The sequence below is a fragment of the Blautia sp. AF32-4BH genome (assembly GCF_003460565.1).
Lineage (GTDB): Bacteria > Bacillota > Clostridia > Lachnospirales > Lachnospiraceae > Fusicatenibacter > Fusicatenibacter saccharivorans.
The window spans coordinates 203,063-219,371 of record NZ_QTVL01000001.1 but is presented as its reverse complement, the minus strand read 5'-3'; the positions used below and the strand labels follow the sequence as shown (position 1 = coordinate 219,371).

The 16,309-nt window shown below is 49.3% G+C and carries 12 protein-coding genes, 1 other RNA gene and 1 riboswitch; all 13 genes read right to left on the bottom strand.

The features are described 5' to 3' along the window. Positions 1-12 precede the first annotated feature (12 nt). The gene (locus tag DWZ44_RS01055; protein WP_117804046.1) at positions 13-1,857 is read right to left on the bottom strand and encodes an alpha-amylase family protein; all 1,845 of its coding nucleotides are present in this window, start codon (positions 1,855-1,857) and stop codon (positions 13-15) included. A 252-nt stretch (positions 1,858-2,109) separates the two neighbouring features. Then, on the bottom strand, positions 2,110-3,087 hold the full coding sequence (locus DWZ44_RS01045) for a LacI family DNA-binding transcriptional regulator (protein ID WP_117804167.1): 978 nt from the start codon (positions 3,085-3,087) through the stop codon (positions 2,110-2,112). Between the two features lie 78 nt (positions 3,088-3,165). Continuing rightward, positions 3,166-4,605, bottom strand: coding sequence for a SpoIID/LytB domain-containing protein (locus tag DWZ44_RS01040; RefSeq protein ID WP_117760356.1), 1,440 nt, complete (start codon positions 4,603-4,605; stop codon positions 3,166-3,168). A 101-nt stretch (positions 4,606-4,706) separates the two neighbouring features. Continuing rightward, a riboswitch (cobalamin riboswitch) is annotated at positions 4,707-4,907 on the top strand. Positions 4,908-5,482: 575 nt separating this feature from the next. Then, positions 5,483-6,526, bottom strand: coding sequence for an aldose epimerase family protein (locus tag DWZ44_RS01035; RefSeq protein WP_117760357.1), 1,044 nt, complete (start codon positions 6,524-6,526; stop codon positions 5,483-5,485). 70 nt (positions 6,527-6,596) lie between these two features. Further along, a non-coding RNA gene (gene ssrS, locus DWZ44_RS01030) (6S RNA) lies at positions 6,597-6,791 on the bottom strand. Positions 6,792-6,895: 104 nt separating this feature from the next. Beyond that, positions 6,896-8,365, bottom strand: coding sequence for a stage IV sporulation protein A (gene spoIVA / locus DWZ44_RS01025; protein ID WP_022461834.1), 1,470 nt, complete (start codon positions 8,363-8,365; stop codon positions 6,896-6,898). Between the two features lie 171 nt (positions 8,366-8,536). Continuing rightward, a complete protein-coding gene (locus DWZ44_RS01020; protein WP_022461835.1) occupies positions 8,537-9,388 on the bottom strand; it encodes a bifunctional 5,10-methylenetetrahydrofolate dehydrogenase/5,10-methenyltetrahydrofolate cyclohydrolase in 852 nt (283 codons plus the stop codon). 87 nt (positions 9,389-9,475) lie between these two features. Continuing rightward, positions 9,476-10,108: a cyclodeaminase/cyclohydrolase family protein gene (locus DWZ44_RS01015; RefSeq protein ID WP_117804044.1), complete on the bottom strand. Its 633-nt coding sequence runs from the start codon at positions 10,106-10,108 to the stop codon at positions 9,476-9,478. A 61-nt stretch (positions 10,109-10,169) separates the two neighbouring features. After that, positions 10,170-10,841 (bottom strand): DUF3786 domain-containing protein, encoded by a 672-nt coding sequence (locus DWZ44_RS01010; protein ID WP_117509043.1) that lies wholly within the window; start codon positions 10,839-10,841, stop codon positions 10,170-10,172. A gap of 94 nt (positions 10,842-10,935) precedes the next feature. Then, positions 10,936-12,861: a corrinoid activation/regeneration protein AcsV gene (gene acsV, locus DWZ44_RS01005; protein ID WP_117509044.1), complete on the bottom strand. Its 1,926-nt coding sequence runs from the start codon at positions 12,859-12,861 to the stop codon at positions 10,936-10,938. Between the two features lie 139 nt (positions 12,862-13,000). Beyond that, positions 13,001-13,786: a carbon monoxide dehydrogenase/acetyl-CoA synthase methytransferase subunit gene (gene acsE, locus DWZ44_RS01000; protein ID WP_022462424.1), complete on the bottom strand. Its 786-nt coding sequence runs from the start codon at positions 13,784-13,786 to the stop codon at positions 13,001-13,003. 94 nt (positions 13,787-13,880) lie between these two features. After that, the gene (acsC, locus tag DWZ44_RS00995; RefSeq protein ID WP_117509045.1) at positions 13,881-15,236 is read right to left on the bottom strand and encodes an acetyl-CoA decarbonylase/synthase complex subunit gamma; all 1,356 of its coding nucleotides are present in this window, start codon (positions 15,234-15,236) and stop codon (positions 13,881-13,883) included. A gap of 37 nt (positions 15,237-15,273) precedes the next feature. Further along, entirely contained in the window at positions 15,274-16,215 is a 942-nt protein-coding gene (gene acsD, locus DWZ44_RS00990) for an acetyl-CoA decarbonylase/synthase complex subunit delta (RefSeq protein ID WP_117509163.1), read from the bottom strand. Between the last annotated feature and the right edge of the window lie 94 nt (positions 16,216-16,309).

Sequence of the window (16,309 nt, the reverse complement as noted above, 5' to 3'; positions counted from 1 at the left end):
TTCGCAAGGGATTTAATTCCATTTCCGGTAATACCATGCGTAACCGCGTGCCGGAACCGGAACGCCGCGCAGAACACGTTTCTCGCCGGTAAACAGATCCTTCCAGATGAACTCACCCATATCGATCCAGGCCGTGCGGTCTTCATTGCTGAAGTTAAAGAGACCCGTTACCATCTCATTGCCGGATTTTCTGCAGACACAGAGAAGCGCCGTATCATACGTTTCCTCGGTCCAGACATCCGCCTCACCCTCAAACGGACGGTATTTGAATTTCAGCTCCTCCATCTTTTTCATCGAAGCAAAAATCTGATTCTGAACCGTTCCTTTTTTCTCCTTCTGGGGCTCCAGATCCCAGCGGAAGTGGCCGCGGTGCAGATAACGGCTGTCGGCTGCGCGGTCAGAATCTTCACTCTCTTTGTAGGAATAATCGTTGACCTGGCCGATCTCATCGCCGCTGTAGATAACCGGAATACCAGACTGGATGAAAAGGTATGCGTTCAGCATCTCAATTCTCCGGATCGCCTGTTCGGTCTTCGCCTCATTCTGCTCAAAGCCTGCCGCCTCAAGTCCACACAGGGAAGCGGTTGTTCCGCAGAGACGCGCATCCTGCAGCACCGGATCGTCGTTATAGAGCTCTCCTCTTGCGTCGCTTCCCTCCACATAACCGCGGAAATAGTCATTCAGATATTTCTTATGCGGTGCCTCGGCGATGCCGAACTGTTTCAGCCATTCGTAATCGAGGCCCCAGCCGATATCATCGTGGCATCTCAGATAGTTCAGGAAGACATAGTCCTTCGGCAGTCTCGTCACAATATCCATCTGATGTTTCAGCAGGCGGGTATCCGCCGTTGCAACCGTGTGCCAGGTGGATGCCATCGTCGTTACGTTGTACAGCATATGGCATTCCGGTTTCTCGAGTGTTCCGAAGTACGGAACAACCTTTTCCGGCTCCATGACAACCTCGCCGAGCAGCAGAACGCCCGGGCAGACGATCTCGGTGATCATACGCATCATGCGGACAATGGTATGTACCTGCGGCAGGTTACGGCAGGTGGTGCCGAGCTGTTTCCAGATGTATGGAACGGCATCAATGCGGACGATATCGATTCCCTGGTTGACGAGATAGAGCATATTGTTTACCATCTCGTTAAAGACAACCGGGTTCGCATAGTTCAGATCCCACTGGTATGGATAGAACGTCGTCATGACAAATTTATGGCAGTCCTCTCTCCAGGTAAAGTTGCCCGGTGCCGTTGTCGGGAATACCTGCGGACAGGTCTTTTCATATTCGGACGGAATATCGTAGTTGTCGAAGAAAAAGTAACGGTCCTGGTACTCTTTCTCACCGGCAAGTGCACGTTTTGCCCATTCATGATCCTCGGAAGTGTGGTTCATAACGAAATCCATACAAAGGCTCATGCCCTGGTCATGGCATTTTTCAGAGAGGGCAGCCAGATCTTCCATCGTTCCAAGGGACGGCTGTACCGTGCGGTAATCGGCAACCGCATAGCCGCCGTCGCTTTTTCCCTTCGGCGTTGCAAGGAACGGCATCAGATGCAGGTAGTTGACGTTGCACTCTTTTAAATAATCCAGTTTTTTCTCAAGGCCGCTGATGTTATCTGCGAATGCGTCGATGTACAGCATCATACCGAGCATTTTCTGGCTCTTGTACCAGTCTTTCTGTTTTTCTCTTTTCCGATCCAGCGCTTTCCATTTTTTATTCCGCTCTTTGTACCACTGCTCCATGGCTGCACAGAGTTCCTCAAAGCGTCCCTGGCCGTTTGGATACAGCTCACAGTAGAGCCATTTCAGCTCGTCGTAGTGTTTTTCGAGTCTTCTCTGATATTCCACTGTCATGTTGTTTATTCTCCTTTATCTTATTCTTTATTTTGTCACATCATTCCGTTAACGGTAATTCTGTGTTACGTTTCTTCTCTTGCAGTATACCGTTGTGTGAATTATATGTCAACCGTTTACATATCATATTTTTCAACAAATTTCCGGCTTCTTCTTTGTCTTTTTTGCCATTTTTCTGTCTATCGTTTACCGCAGGGCAGAAAAAAACTCCGCGGTTTCTTTTTTCCGCAGAGTTTTCTTTCCGTTTTTGTTTCACGCCGAATCGCGCACCACAAGGCTCACCGGCATGGTCGTCACATTCGGCACCATCTCTCCCTTTCTTCTCCGGTCGATATACGCAATGGAAAGCTCCGACATTTCCTCAATCGGCTGATGAATCGTCGTGATGGAAGGCGTGGTAATCCCGGCGATCACAGTGTCATCAAACCCGACAACTTTAATATCCTCCGGCACCCGTTTTCCCATGGCGCAAAGGCGCTGGAGTACCTGTGCGGCAATCAGGTCACTGCTTGCAAAAATTCCGTCCGTCTCCGGGTGCTCCAGAAGGCCCTTTTCAATATAGGATTCATAGTGCATGGAGCCGTAGCTTAAGCGGTCACTCAAAAGAACTTCCCCTTCAATCCCCCGCTCCCGGCAGACGCGCAGGAATCCATCCGCACGCCGGTCCGCCGGCATATCTCTTCCGACGATTCCGCCGAAATGAAGCAGATGGCAGCAGCCGCAGTCCGCAAGATGCGATGCTGCAAGCGCTCCTCCCTGCTCGTTGTCACACTGGATTGTAATGGCCTCCGTATTTTCCTCTCGCTCGAAATTGACGATCGGAATTTTCAGATCATGAAACTTTTCAATCTGCACATCGCGGCTTGCCATCACAACGCCGGTTACACGGTTGGAGATGAACATATCGAGATATTCGGTTTCTTTCTCCGGCTGATCTTTCGAGTTGCAGAGCAGAATCTTGTAGCCCCGCTTTGCCGCCGCGCTCTCGAGTGCACTGATCATTTTACTGAAAAACGGGTGCGAGATGTGCGGAACGATAACCCCGATCGTATTGGAATGCGCTTTTGCCAGGGAACGCGCCAGCTCATTCGGCTGGTAATTCATCTCCTGCATCGCCTGCGTTACTTTTTTTCTTGTCTCTTCACTGATGTATCCGCGGTTGTTGATCACGCGGGAAACCGTCGTCGCCGTAACGCCGGCGCGTGCCGCTATGTCCTTGATTGTCGCCATGTTTCTCTCCTCGTCATTTTCTAACTGTTTTTCGCTTTCGCCCATTATAGCACAAAAAATCTGTTTTCGGTGATTTTTTTAAAAAAGGGAACGGCAGTCGCCGATTTCGATGTTCTGGTAAAAATAGCGGAGAATCTCCTCATACGATTTTCCCTGCTCTGCCAGATGTTTCGCACCGTTCTGTGACATGCCGACGCCGTGGCCGTAGCCGCCGCCGTAAAATGTAAAGGAGACAACCGTTTCCCCTTCTTTTTCCGGAACCACGATAAAGCAGGCACTCGGAAGCAGCTCCATCTCACAGCTTACAGTTCCGTCATTTTTCTGAATCGGCCAGCCTTTCGCCGAGAGGAACTTTCGGATCTGATACTCTCCCTCGATTTCCATGGATCCTTTTTCCCCCTCGATAAGGACGGTTTCTGCCGCACCTCCCTCTGACCGCCGCCGCACCTCAATCCCCGTGATCTCCCCGATTTTCTGATCCGCTGCCCGTTCTGACAGCACATCCGCCGGAATCGTCACCTGCCAGCGGTACCAGCCGTCCTCCACTTCCAGACTTGTGCTGTCCCTTTTGGTGATAAACGATGCAAACGCCTCCTCCGTCTCCGGTTCCTGCTTCTCCCCGCCTACCGTCACGCTCTTCAGATATTCTGCCGTCTCCGCCGTATTCCACACTTCATCCGTACTCGTCTTCCCGCAGGAGGTTGAGAAAAAATACGCCTGAATTGGTTCCCCGCCGCAGGTGATGATTTTTCCTTCTGTCTCCGCCACCGCAGCGTCTGTCTCCGGCTGCGCTTCCATATTGTGGTAGACCTGGCTTTCCACGCTGTCGTCTACATCCGCGTGGTAGTTCTCCCACGTTTTTTCACGAATCCTGGCACACGCATACGTTCTCGCACAGACCGCCTGTGCTTTTAATGCCTCCTTTTCATAGGAGGACGGCATCTCACTCGGCACGACATACCGAAGATACATTTCCAGATCAAGTTCATTTACAACGAGAAGTCCCTCTTCGCTTTTATAGATGACAAAACTTCCCGGATAAACCGTCTCGTCCTCCGGCTTTCCCGTAAGGGAAACCGCCGTTCCCGCCGTCTCATCGGCCGGCACCACATGCACAACTTCCCCGCATTCCTGTTCCGTCACACAGATCGTCTCCTGCGGGGAAGCTATGTATGCGCCGTCGTTCATGGAAAGGCTTGCGTTTCCACGCAGGGACACCTGTTTCTGTGCGTATCCCAGCTTTCCGCAGTCTGTCAGAAGGACACGGATCTGCACCGGTCCGGCTGCCGTTGTTTCTTTTTGTTCTTCCTTTTTACTGTTCAGAAAAGCCGCGTTTTCCTGTTCCATGTTCTGTATCGTCTCCTCCTGCTTTTTGCCTTCCATCGTCTCCGTCCTGCTTTCTGCTGTCGCTGTCTCTTCCGGCGCATCCAGACGGCGCTTCACAACAAACAATAACAGCAGCAGGAGAATCCCCACTCCTAACAGTATCAGTTCCAATTTATCATTTTTTCTCTTCATATCTCATTCTATGCACACGGCTTTTTGTCTGATTCCTTTTCTTTTTGCGATTTTTCCTTGACAAATACCGCCCTATGGTATATAGTATGGTTGTGTATAAATTTCATATCAACATCCAGAGTGCATCAAAAGAAGATCCGTCTTTTGGTGAGAGAGGGAATTCAGGTGAGATTCCTGGGCGATCCGGTCACTGTAATCAGGGAGTGAAGCATAACAAATCCATTGTATGTCCGCAACATATGAGAAGGAATGTGGAACGATGATCTGTAAGTCAGGAAACCTGCTCTGTATGCATAGGGTTGATGCTTCCGATGAAAGCTTCCATTCAAAGACTATTATGGGATATGGAATGTCTGAAAATTTTCGATTAGATTTTTAGAAACCTTCGAGCGAGATTTATGCATTGCATTAAACGGCCGGGTAAACCGTTTCAGATTCTGGTTTCGCCTGTTCTTAGTCAGGCGCCATCCTCCGCTTAAAGGTGTCTGCTATTCCGCTTGCAGGTTGATTCAGATGGCGAAGCGGTTACCCACCTCTGAAAAGAATATGACATAACTGGTAAGATTCTGTTGGATTTGAAAACAGGGTCTTTTCTTTTTCTGTTTTTTCAGAATTCGTTTTCTGCATATTTTCCCATAAAAAGGCTCCCCGCCTGCGCTCCTGTTTTCACAGGACGCTGCAGGAAGGGAGCTTTTTTATGCTGTTTCTATAGCAAGACCCGAAAATAATGCAAAAAAGGCAGTGCTGCAGAGCGCGAATTGCAAGGAACAGATTTGAAGGCGTACCGAGGTACGACGAAAATCTGTGACGCAGTAATTCACGCTCTGCGGTGCTGAATTTTTTGCATTATTTTCGGGGATTGCTATAAAATAGGATCTTAGAAAATGAATTTGTATACGGTTGTGGTGTCGTAAGTATCGCCTGCCTCGAGGATCGGTTTCTCCTCGCCCTCCTGGTTGACGGCATTCGGCACATACTGAGATTCCAGGCAGAAGCCGTTGCGTTTGTCATAGAATACCCCATTCTTTCCGGTAACCGGAGCAATGAAGTTTCCGGCGTAGAACTGAACGCATGGCAGATCCGTGAAGGCTTCCATGGTGATGCCGCTCTCTTTGCAGGATGCGACTGCCATCAGCTCAATGCTTCCCTCGACAGCCTTGTCCAGGATAAAGTTGTGGTCGTAGCCGCCGGTCAGTTTGAGCTGTTCGAAATCTGCTTCGATCTCTGCTCCGATTGCTTTCTCGCTGGTGAAATCCATCGGGGTTCCCTGTACCGGTGCATGCTCGCCGGTCGGGATGGATGCAGAATCGATCACCGGGCTGAACTGCTCCGCTTTTAAGACAAGTGTCTGGTTCTCAATAGATCCGGCATCGTGGCCTGCCAGGTTGAAGTAGCTGTGGTTTGTCATGTTGACAACGGTATCCTGATCGCAGCTTCCCTCATAGTGGATTTCTACGGCGTTCTCATCGGTCAGGGTATACGTAACGGACACTTCAAAGTTTCCCGGGAATCCCTGGTCTCCGTCCGGGCTCATCAGAACGAAGGTAACGGCGCTGTCATCCGCCTCTTCTACGTTCCAGAGGCGGTAATCGTATCCGTCCGGGCCGCTGTGCAGGTTGTTGTTGTTCTCATTTTTTGCCAGCTGGTATGTTTTTCCGTGCAGTTCAAATGCTGCTCCCGCGATACGGTTTCCGTTTCTTCCGATGGTGGCTCCAAAATGGCTTCCGTCGGTCTCATAGCCGGTTACGGAGTCAAATCCAAGGACAACGTCTCTCTTCTTTCCATCCTTATCCGGAACGAGAACCGATACCAGATGTGCGCCGTAATCGGTTACGCTGATTTCCATTCCGTTTTTATTGGAGAGCGTGTAGAGCAATGCTTCTTTTCCGTCTTTTGTTGTTCCAAAACCCTGTTTTTTCATGTTCCTTCTCCTTTTGGTTGTATGTAACGTATAAAAGAGAACCATTTTCATGATTCTCTTTTTTCTCTTTTGTAACCCCGGAATGCCGTTTCCCATACTTTGACTCCTAGCAACGCAAGCTAGGTGGGTAGCCGCAGTCATCATTTCTGCCTTCCACTGACGTCTGTTTCCAGGGTGGCCTGACATCCACATGACAATAATAAGCCTCCCGTTTAAAGTAAATGTAGGTTCAAAATAATGAGATCATCGAACATTCCAGGAAGTTACATTTTTCTTCTTTTCTTTTCACAATTCGGATTATACGCTATTTTGGTTCGCTTTTCAAGTATTATTGCACAATTACTCAAAAATATTCGAACAGCTTTTGTATTAAATGATAATACACACCATTCCGCCCCGGCTGTCGTTGACAATTTTCTGCATGGAATCCTGGAGTTTTGCCTGGCCGTCCTCGGTGATCTGGGCGATTTTGCTGCGGATGCCGTCGTCAACGAGCTGCTCGACGGATTTGCCGAAAATGTTGGTATTCCAGATTCCCTCCGGGCTCTTTGCGCTCTCTTTGATATAGGCGATCAGATCCTCCGCCTGCTGCTCACTTCCGACGATCGGCGCAATCTCCGTCTCGATGTTGGCCTTGATCATATGAATCGACGGGCTCACCGATTTAATTTTCACGCCGTATTTGTTTCCCTGATGGATCACGGCTGGCTCCTCCAGCTGAATCTCCTCCCTCCCCGGAATCACGACGCCGTAGCCGCATCCGCGCACCGCATGAATCGCGTCCTCTACCTTGCGGTACTCTTCCCGCTGTGCCGACAGCTCGCGGATCGTCTGCACCAGATCATACTCGCCTTTGATCTCCACGCCGGCAAGTACACTCAGCATTTCATAATAATACTGCTCTTTCACCTCAATCCGCACCTTCACCGTACCGCTCGCAAGATCCATCGACTGCAGCAGTGTCTGGCTGACATACTGACTGGCAATCGCTGTTTTTCCGCCCACTGCATCCTTCAGGCGCGTCTTTTCCCTGCACATCTCACGGATCTTCTGCAGCAGCTCTGCCTTCAGCGGATGGTCATCGGCAAGAAGCTCCACCCATTTTGGAATATAAAATTCCATCTGCTGAAGCGGGAACTCATACAACACCTTTTCGAGCATATGCAGAATATCTTCTTTGCGGAGCTGGTCGCAGTTCACCGCCATCGCTGCCACGCCGAATTTTGTTTCAAGCTCCTTTACCTGCCGCTGTGTCTCCTCCCGGTACGGTTTTTTCGCATTCACAAGAATCAGGAAGGGCTTTCCCTGCTTTTTGAGCTCCGCAACGGTCCGTTCCTCCGCCTGCAGAAAATTCTCCCGCGGCAGCTCGCCGAACGATCCGTCGCACGTCACCATAAGACCGATCGTGGAATGTTCTGCGATCACCTTCTTCGTACCGATCTCCGCCGCCTCCCGGAACGGAATCGCCTGCTCGGACCACGGTGTTTTCACCATCCGCTCCTTCTCATTTTCCAGATTTCCCGCCGCGTCCGGCACCAGAAAGCCGACGCAGTCGATCAGTCGCAGCCGGATCGGATCGCCCTCCCCAAGCTGCAGCTCCACGGCGTCTTTCGGCACAAATTTCGGCTCCACCGTTGTGATCGTCTTTCCCTCCCCGCTTAAAGGCAGGGCATCCCGTACCTCCGCCTGTTCCTTTTCCGAAAGATACGGCAGTGCCAGCACCTCCAGGAAACGGCGGATCAGGGTGGACTTTCCCGTCCGTACAGGCCCCACCACTCCGATCAGGAACTGGCCCTTCGTTCGTTTCTGAATATCGCGGTATACTGAATATGCATCCATGCGCTGTTGTCCCCCTTTTGATCTTTGTTGCTATGTACTGTTATATTCTATGAGCCGGCCCCCTCTCCTATCACCAAAACTGCACTGCCGCGCACGCAAAAAAGGCACCGCCGCCCTTTTTTCGGACGCACAGTGCCTTTTTTCTGTCACTTTCTTATCTTCAGCCTATGATCAGCTGTTTTTTCTCATGGCAGCCTCTACCACATGGCCGACCAGAACAGATGTGGTAACGGATCCTACGCCGCCTGGAACCGGTGTGATTGCCTCAACGATCGGCTCAGCTTTTGCGTATGCAACGTCTCCGCAGAGTTTTCCTTCTTCGTTTACGTTGATTCCGACATCAATAACGGTCTGGCCTGCACGCAGGTAAGTATCATCTACAACACCTGCACGGCCTGCTGCTACGATCACGATATCTGCCTCTTTAACTACAGACGGCATGTCTTTCGTTCTAGTATGGCAGATGGTTACGGTTGCGTTTTTCTTTAACAGCATCATGGCTGCCGGTTTTCCTACAACGAGGCTGCGGCCTACGACAACGGCTTTTTTACCGGTGCAGTCGATGCCGTAGTGGTCGAGGATCTCCATGCAGGCCTGCGGAGTACATGGCGGGAAGCCCTGTTTTGTTCCGGCGAATACGCCTACCATGGAACCGTCTGTGATACCGTCTACGTCCTTCTCCGGGGAGAGTGCTTTGATGACTGCTGCCTCATCGAGATGTTTCGGAAGCGGACGGAAAATCAGAACGCCGTGGATGGAATCGTCTTTGTTTACTTTATCGATGGTAGCCATCAGCTCTTCCTGGGTAACGTCTGCCGGGAGAAGGAATTTCTCGTATGCAACGCCTAAGGTCTCGCAGCGTTTTGTTGCTCCTCTTTCGTAGGAAAGATCATCCTCTCTCTCGCCGACACGGATGATTCCGAGAGTCGGTTTTACTCCTTTTGCTTCCAGCTCTGCTACATTTGCTTTGATCTTCTCATTTAATGCTGCTGTTACTTCTTTTCCTAATAACTGTTTTGCCATTTTTTTATCCTCCGCTTTTCTTTTCGGTCAAAGAGAACTCCTTTTTCAACCCGCTTGCTGCCGGGAAGCTTCTCTGGCCGTTTGTTTTCAGGCTTTCAGTCTTCCCAGTACATTCCGGAAAATCTCGTCTGCTTTTACGGTATAGACCGCAAGCATCTCATCGCATTTTTTGTTCAGCTCTTCTGCGTATTCCCGGTTTTTCATGGATTTGGTGTTGATGTATACGTTCAGGGAAGCGCCCTCTAAGGCAGCCTTGCAGAACGCTGCGCCAACGCCCGCATCGCTGATTGCGAGTGCGGAACCTTTTGCTGCAAATTCCACGATCAGATCGATCGCTTCACAGCATTTTTCCATGATTTCCATCGGCACGGAGCAGGCGTCCTTCAGCACGATTTCCATAACTCTTGCTTTTTCTGCCTTCTCCTCTTCTGTCTCGCGCGGCATGCCGTATGCTTTGGAGAGCGGCTCAAATACTTCCGCATCGCGCTCGATCAGGTGAAGCAGTTCGTCCTGAAGCGTGGTTGCTTTCGCCATCAGCTCTTTCATTTCCTCTTCGACATCCGCGTATTTCTTTTTACCTACTGTCAGCGCACCAACCATGTTGCCAAGCGCTGTGCCGACAGCGCCAACCAGTGCAGAAGCTCCGCCGCCGCCCGGAACCGGTGCTTTGGAACCGAGCACTTCTACAAACTCATTGCAAGGTACTGTTGAAAATCCCATGTTATTTTCCTCCGCTTATTTTTTTCGATCCAGAAGCCATCCTGATGGCCTCAAACCATAACTATTTTGCAGCCAGAGCCTTCAGCATATCAATTGTGACATCTCCCACAACCGCCATATCCTCTCCCTGCGTAAATGCAGCCGGGAAATTGTCCGAAAAGAGGATCTGCGCGGACGGCGGAAACTCATCATCTCCTGCCCATAAAATCAGTCGTACAAAAAGCCCTTTCATAAACTCCAGCTCATATCCGACATCACCGGATGAAATCGCCTGAGCGCCGACACGTTCCATGATCTCACGGAATGCATCCAGCTTTCCGCCAAAGCCAAACGCAAGACGGAACAGGCATCTTCCCTGGAACTGTTTAAAATAAACTTCTCCCCACGGAATCTCCCGGTACGTCAAAAATTTTCCGGTAGACGGAGCAGCTCCGCCCTCTGTCAGATAACGCAATACCAAAATTTTTGCATTCGGTTTTTTCTCGAGTGGATACCAGCCAATTATCGGCGAAACGCTTCCATCATCTCCAATATGAAATACGTTGTACTCCGGCCACGAAATCCGGTAGGAAACACCCATCAGGGAAACGGTAAACTCCTGTTTTTCCGCATCATACGGAACGTCGCACCGGCTGGAAATCTCTCTTGGATCTGCATTCTGATACACTTCCAGATAATGCTCATACGGAATACGCTCTTTGCTGTCTTTTTCGTAATTTAAGTCTACTGCCATGTAAATCCAATTCCTCTCAAAAAGGTTCGCCACAATTCAAAGCAAAACCACATGTGTTTCACCTTGAATCGTAACAGAAAGTTCTGCTTCCGTTTTATGCTTCCACAGACGGGAACATCGTCGTGTCTGTGTGCGGCAGGAAGCACGCCGCTACAAATTCATCCATATAGGTTGGTACCGTAGAGAGTTCCAGATATGTCATGTTCCGGGCAACCTCATACGTTTTCTTCTCTGCTGCTGTCGATAAAAGCATTGAATACGCACCGGTCAGGGAAGAGTTACCAATGTAATGGAATTTTTCCAGCGGAATATCCGGGAACATACCGATGGTAACGGCATTTTTCATGTTGATGCCGCTTCCGATACCGCCCGCTACGTAAACCTCCTCGATCATGGAAACATCCATATCCAGATAGTTCAGCATCGTACGGATCGCTGAGAAAATCGCGCCCTTGGCGCGGATAAAGTTGTCGATATCGACCTCGGTAATCTCAACATCGCGGACACTTCCAGCCTCCTCCTCGAACGCAATGACATAGCTTCCCATGCCATATTTGTCGTGGCGGATCCGTTTTCCCTCACGGATAAATTTACCCTTCGGATTGACCATCTTCGCGCGGAACAGCGCCGCAATCACATCGATGATACCGGAACCGCAAAGGCCGATCGGTTTCGTACCCTCATCTCCGATAACATGGTACGAAGGTTCCATCGTCTCCGGATCAATCGTACATTTTTCAATCGCACCGTCGGTCGCACGCATGCCACAGCTGATATCGCCGCCCTCAAAGGCCGGTCCGGCCGAGCAGGCACAGCTTACCATAAAGTCAGAGTTTCCAAATGCAAGCTCGCCATTGGTACCAAGGTCAATAAAAAGACTCATCTCCGGCCGGTTCCAGATCATGCTGACCAACGCGCCGGCAGTAATATCTCCGCCCACATAGCTTCCGATGTTCGGTGCCAGAATGATATGGGCGTCCGGATGAATCGCAAGATTGACATCCGATGCAAACAGTGAGTTTGTCTTAAAGAAGGCCGGAATATACGGCTCCATCCGAAGCGGATCTGCATTGATGCCCATCATCAGATGCTCCATGGTAGTGTTTCCGGCAATCGCCGCACGGTAAATCTGCTGACTGCTGATTTTCGCTGCACGGCACATGTTGGAGATCATCGGGTTTAAGGTTTCTTTGATGATTGCATTCTGCAGTCTTTCATGGCCTCCCGGTTTCTGGGATTCAATGATACGGTTGATAACATCCGCACCATACCGGATCTGTCCGTTTCCGGAAGAGGCTTTTGCCAGGATTTCTCCGCTCAGCATATCCACGATCAGTGCAGAAACTGTCGTTGTTCCAATGTCGACAACGAGACCGCCGACAACTGCTTTTGCTTCCATTGGAAGCATATCGTATAAAAAGACGTCATTTGGCGTAACCCGGACGACACACTGTGCCTGAAAATGGGATTCCCGAAGGACATCCGGCATTTTTTTCAGTACAGAGTACGGAATCCGTACCCGGTCAAGCCCCGTCGCTGCCTGTACAGCCCAGGTTACTCTCTCGTTATCCGGCATCGTATCATCCAGAGTAGGCTCTTCCATTGAGATTGTAATCACCTGCATGCTGTTTTTCAGCTCCAGACCGGCGTCTGTAATTTTCTTTTTCGTATCTTCAAAAATTGCAATTTCACTCGGTGAACTAAGGTCTGCCACTTTCATGCGGCTCCGGTAAGCGGATGCAATGTCCGGCACTTCCACTTCAACATCGCCTTTGACGGTGCTGACGCACGCCAGTCTCCAGCCATTCTGATATTCTTCCTCAGAAATATGGCGGGTTATTTTGGAATCCAGCTCACCGCTCACAAGACGAACGCGGCATTTACCGCACGATGCGTTTCCGGAACACGGTGCATCGATCGGCACATTGCTCTTCTGCGCTACTTCAAGAAGGCGCTCACCCTCGGTTGCGTAGGTGACTACCGGTTCTCCCTCTTCAAATCGAAAGGTTACTTTTGCCATAATCTGTAAATCCCCCAGTCGTATATATTCTCCGCTGTTTTTTTATTTTTCCGCTTTTAGATAGAAAAACCCCTGATGGTGCCTCAGGTTTTCGCAAACGCTACGGCACCATCAGGGGAAAACCTGCGAGATTTAAAGATTAAAGCTCCAGATAAGAATCTGCGTACAGAGTGTTGCCTTTGAATACGTCACAGGATTTAATGGTCTCCATCAGTCTCAGGTCATTCGGGTTAACGATGGCGCTGGTCAGACCCTGCATCATAGCCATAGCTACAAGTGCGGAATCCATGATCGGACGGATGTTTTTCGGCATACCGTTGGAGTTGTTGGAAAGTCCGCCGGTAGAATTCAGTCCCATATCACTGAACATCTTGATGCACTCAAGAACTTCCATCTGTTTGTCCTGCATTCCTTTTACAACCAGAAACAGCGGGTCAAACCACAGATCGGTCGGCTCCATACCATGCTCCATACCTCTTTCCAGAAGGGTCTGGCAGTACATCATACGCTCGTCGTTGTCTTTTGCAATTCCTTCGCCGTTGCAAAGTGCAATAACGATTGCATCGTTTGCAGCCGCAAGGTCAACGTACTCGATTCTTCCTGCAGCATCTGCAGAGTTTACGATCGGTTTTCCTTTGGAACGGTTGTATACAGAGATACCAGCCTCAATTGCTTTTTTGTTGGATGTATCCAGAGCCAGCGGAACATTGTCAAAATTGCTCTGCAGCAGCTCAACAGCCCATTTCATGATGTCTTCTCCATCATTCTCAGCCGGTCCGATGTTTACATCAAGGTAAACGGCACCAGCATCCAGCTGCTGTTTTGCTCTCTTTAAAATTGGCTCTTCATCTCTTGCTGCGAATGCTTTGTTTACAGTAGGAGCTGTAACGGAAAGTCTTTCGCCGATGGTTACAAATTTTGCCATATCTCTTCTCCTTTTCTTTTGGGAATCCCCCATAATTATTTTTTTCACGGAAGGAACTCCGCTTGTCTGGAGTTCCTCCCGGAATTTTTATGTATTACAGTTCTCCGTTTGCCTGCAGATCTTTCATGAATTTCACAAGCTGAACTGCCTCAAGCGGAGCAACGATTACTTCCCATCCAGGAAGTTTGGACTCAATGTCGCCCTTTAATACGGCTACTTTACCAGGAATGATAACTTTTCTGGATTTTACTTTATCTTCTACATTCTCTTTGAAGAATTTGGAGATAGAGTTACCGGAGAATTTACCTGCTGCCCAGGATGTCAGTACAGAAAGTCCGCCGGCGTCGTTGATTACAAGGTTTACCGGAACTCCGGATCTCTCGAGCTCTCCGGATACCAGGAAATAGGTCAGAGCAAAGTCTACTGTGGTCAGGCAGATCGAATTTTCATCTGCGCCGTTCAGCGGGTAGATGCCCGGCTCTACTTTCATCGGTTTCTGCGGATCGGTAAATACGTTCTGGCGAAGTCCGAATACCGGAAGTGCCTCTGCGTATCCCATTTCCTCAAGAACAATAATGGAACCGTATTTCATGGTGAACAGGGAAAGCAGTGCCTGCTGCATATATCTGTCGCCCTGTGCAATTTTTGCCAGATTTACAATAGACGGATAACCAAAGGTACGGTCTGTATCCTTTAAGGATGCACGTCTTACCTGTACGGTAGTAGCAAAGGTCTCTTTGATGGTCGCTTCTGTGGTATCAAGAACAAGGTTCTTGTTGCCGAGTTTCTCGATTGCTTCTACGGTGTCGTGAAGCTCATCAATGTTTGCGCCACTTACGCCGAGAACAACGCCTGCCTCTGTGGCAAGTTTGCTCATCTCTTCATAATTGGATGCATTTGCACCATTCAGGATCGGTTTGCCTGCTTTGCATACTTCCAGAGCAGCTTTTGCAGCTTCTGCGTCCTCACAGCCAAGTACCAGAACTTTTCCGGTTGCTGCTGCTTTCGTTACAAGAGATACGTATTTGTCTACGCCATTTCCGGCATAGTTTACATACAGCATCTCTGCGCACATACGCTCACCGATACGGTCGTAATCAACTTTTTTGTCTTCTTCCAGTTTTGCGTCGATCTCTTCGTCAGACATGCAGCTGCAGAGAGATACTGCATAACGGGTTTTGCTTACAAATGTTTTCTCATGACGATAGAGAACCGTCTCTCCGCCAAGGGTGTACTCACTGTCGCCGGTTCCGACTTTGATGGTCTTCATTGGCGGTGCGGTAGCTTCGGAAAGCTGTGCCATAGCGTCGTCAGACATATATGGGCACGCTGAAATATCCATAGCGCCCTGTGCAACCTTCATGGAGAATGCCATACAGGTCGGACATCCGCACTCTTTACAGTTTTTCTTTGGGGTCATTTTAAAAATCTGAATACCTGATAATGCCATAATTCTTTATCCTCCTAATCTCTTCCTTACGTACTGATTACATCAGTTCCTGAATCATTTTGGAAATGGTTGCAACAGACTGTGGATGTTTGAGGATAACTGCATCAGAACCAGAAGCCAGAGATGCGGCTGCTGTCTGAATCTCCATAGAGATTCCTCGTACTTCCTGATTTCCCCATTCCGGAGATTCCTCTTCTGTTGCCATTGCCTCTTTTACATTCCATGTCTCAGAAGCGATTGGAGTAATAATTGGCATCTGCAGCATTTTATCGTCCTGGGATAATGCTGCTGCTTTGATACGGTCCAGTGTAGATACTACGTACTCATATCCGTATCCGACTGCTGCAGAACCTACGTTCATAACAATGCTGTCCGCGCTGACACCAAGCTGGGTCATAACAACATTCAGCTGTTTTGCAAGGTTGATATCTACAGCGGACTCAGCGCCGACTTTCTGGCTGTATGCCAGACCTGCGGCTGCACCAACTGCCTTGTAATCTTCTTCTCTTGCGGACATAACAAGAACGTTTCTTCCCTGAAGGACCTCTGCTACTTTTGTGAGCAGTTCGGAATCCTTCTCAACGTTTTTACATCCTTCTACAACAAGCGGCACGTCAACGGCATCAGCAACCTCTTTGACTGTCTCAATGAGTTCTTCTACCGATTTGTTCAGACCGTTCGGGTCTCCGCCTGCCAGACGAAGGCAGAGGAAATCTGCACCTTCCATAGCTGCTGCTTTTTTTGCAATCTCGCCCATGGTAGCTGCACCTTCATAGTATGCTTTTACGCTTTCCGGTTCTCCTTCCATACCAAGGTCTGTGATTTCAACGCCGACCTTCGGTCCGTTTTTGATTTCACCGTCGAAAGCATAGAATGGTAATACGTTTTCTCCGCCAAGAGTTACGGTTTTGTCTCCGCTGCCGATTACAACGGATTTAATTGCTGCATTAAACTTTTGTGGTTTGCGATTAAACGGCATAAAAAAAGCCTCCTTAAAAATAAATTCCATACAGGCATATCTCCATGATTCCGCTTCATGGACACACCTGTTATTATTTTAACGTTTTTTCCCG

Excerpts from the sequence above, each read along its gene's own strand:
- DWZ44_RS01055 (WP_117804046.1), bottom strand. The coding sequence starts at position 1,857 with ATGACAGTGGAATATCAGAGAAGACTCGAAAAACACTACGACGAGCTG.
- DWZ44_RS01045 (WP_117804167.1), bottom strand. The coding sequence starts at position 3,087 with ATGGCGACAATCAAGGACATAGCGGCACGCGCCGGCGTTACGGCGACG.
- DWZ44_RS01040 (WP_117760356.1), bottom strand. The coding sequence starts at position 4,605 with ATGAAGAGAAAAAATGATAAATTGGAACTGATACTGTTAGGAGTGGGG.
- DWZ44_RS01035 (WP_117760357.1), bottom strand. The coding sequence starts at position 6,526 with ATGAAAAAACAGGGTTTTGGAACAACAAAAGACGGAAAAGAAGCATTG.
- spoIVA (WP_022461834.1), bottom strand. The coding sequence starts at position 8,365 with ATGGATGCATATTCAGTATACCGCGATATTCAGAAACGAACGAAGGGC.
- DWZ44_RS01020 (WP_022461835.1), bottom strand. The coding sequence starts at position 9,388 with ATGGCAAAACAGTTATTAGGAAAAGAAGTAACAGCAGCATTAAATGAG.
- DWZ44_RS01015 (WP_117804044.1), bottom strand. The coding sequence starts at position 10,108 with ATGGGATTTTCAACAGTACCTTGCAATGAGTTTGTAGAAGTGCTCGGT.
- DWZ44_RS01010 (WP_117509043.1), bottom strand. The coding sequence starts at position 10,841 with ATGGCAGTAGACTTAAATTACGAAAAAGACAGCAAAGAGCGTATTCCG.
- acsV (WP_117509044.1), bottom strand. The coding sequence starts at position 12,861 with ATGGCAAAAGTAACCTTTCGATTTGAAGAGGGAGAACCGGTAGTCACC.
- acsE (WP_022462424.1), bottom strand. The coding sequence starts at position 13,786 with ATGGCAAAATTTGTAACCATCGGCGAAAGACTTTCCGTTACAGCTCCT.
- acsC (WP_117509045.1), bottom strand. The coding sequence starts at position 15,236 with ATGGCATTATCAGGTATTCAGATTTTTAAAATGACCCCAAAGAAAAAC.
- acsD (WP_117509163.1), bottom strand. The coding sequence starts at position 16,215 with ATGCCGTTTAATCGCAAACCACAAAAGTTTAATGCAGCAATTAAATCC.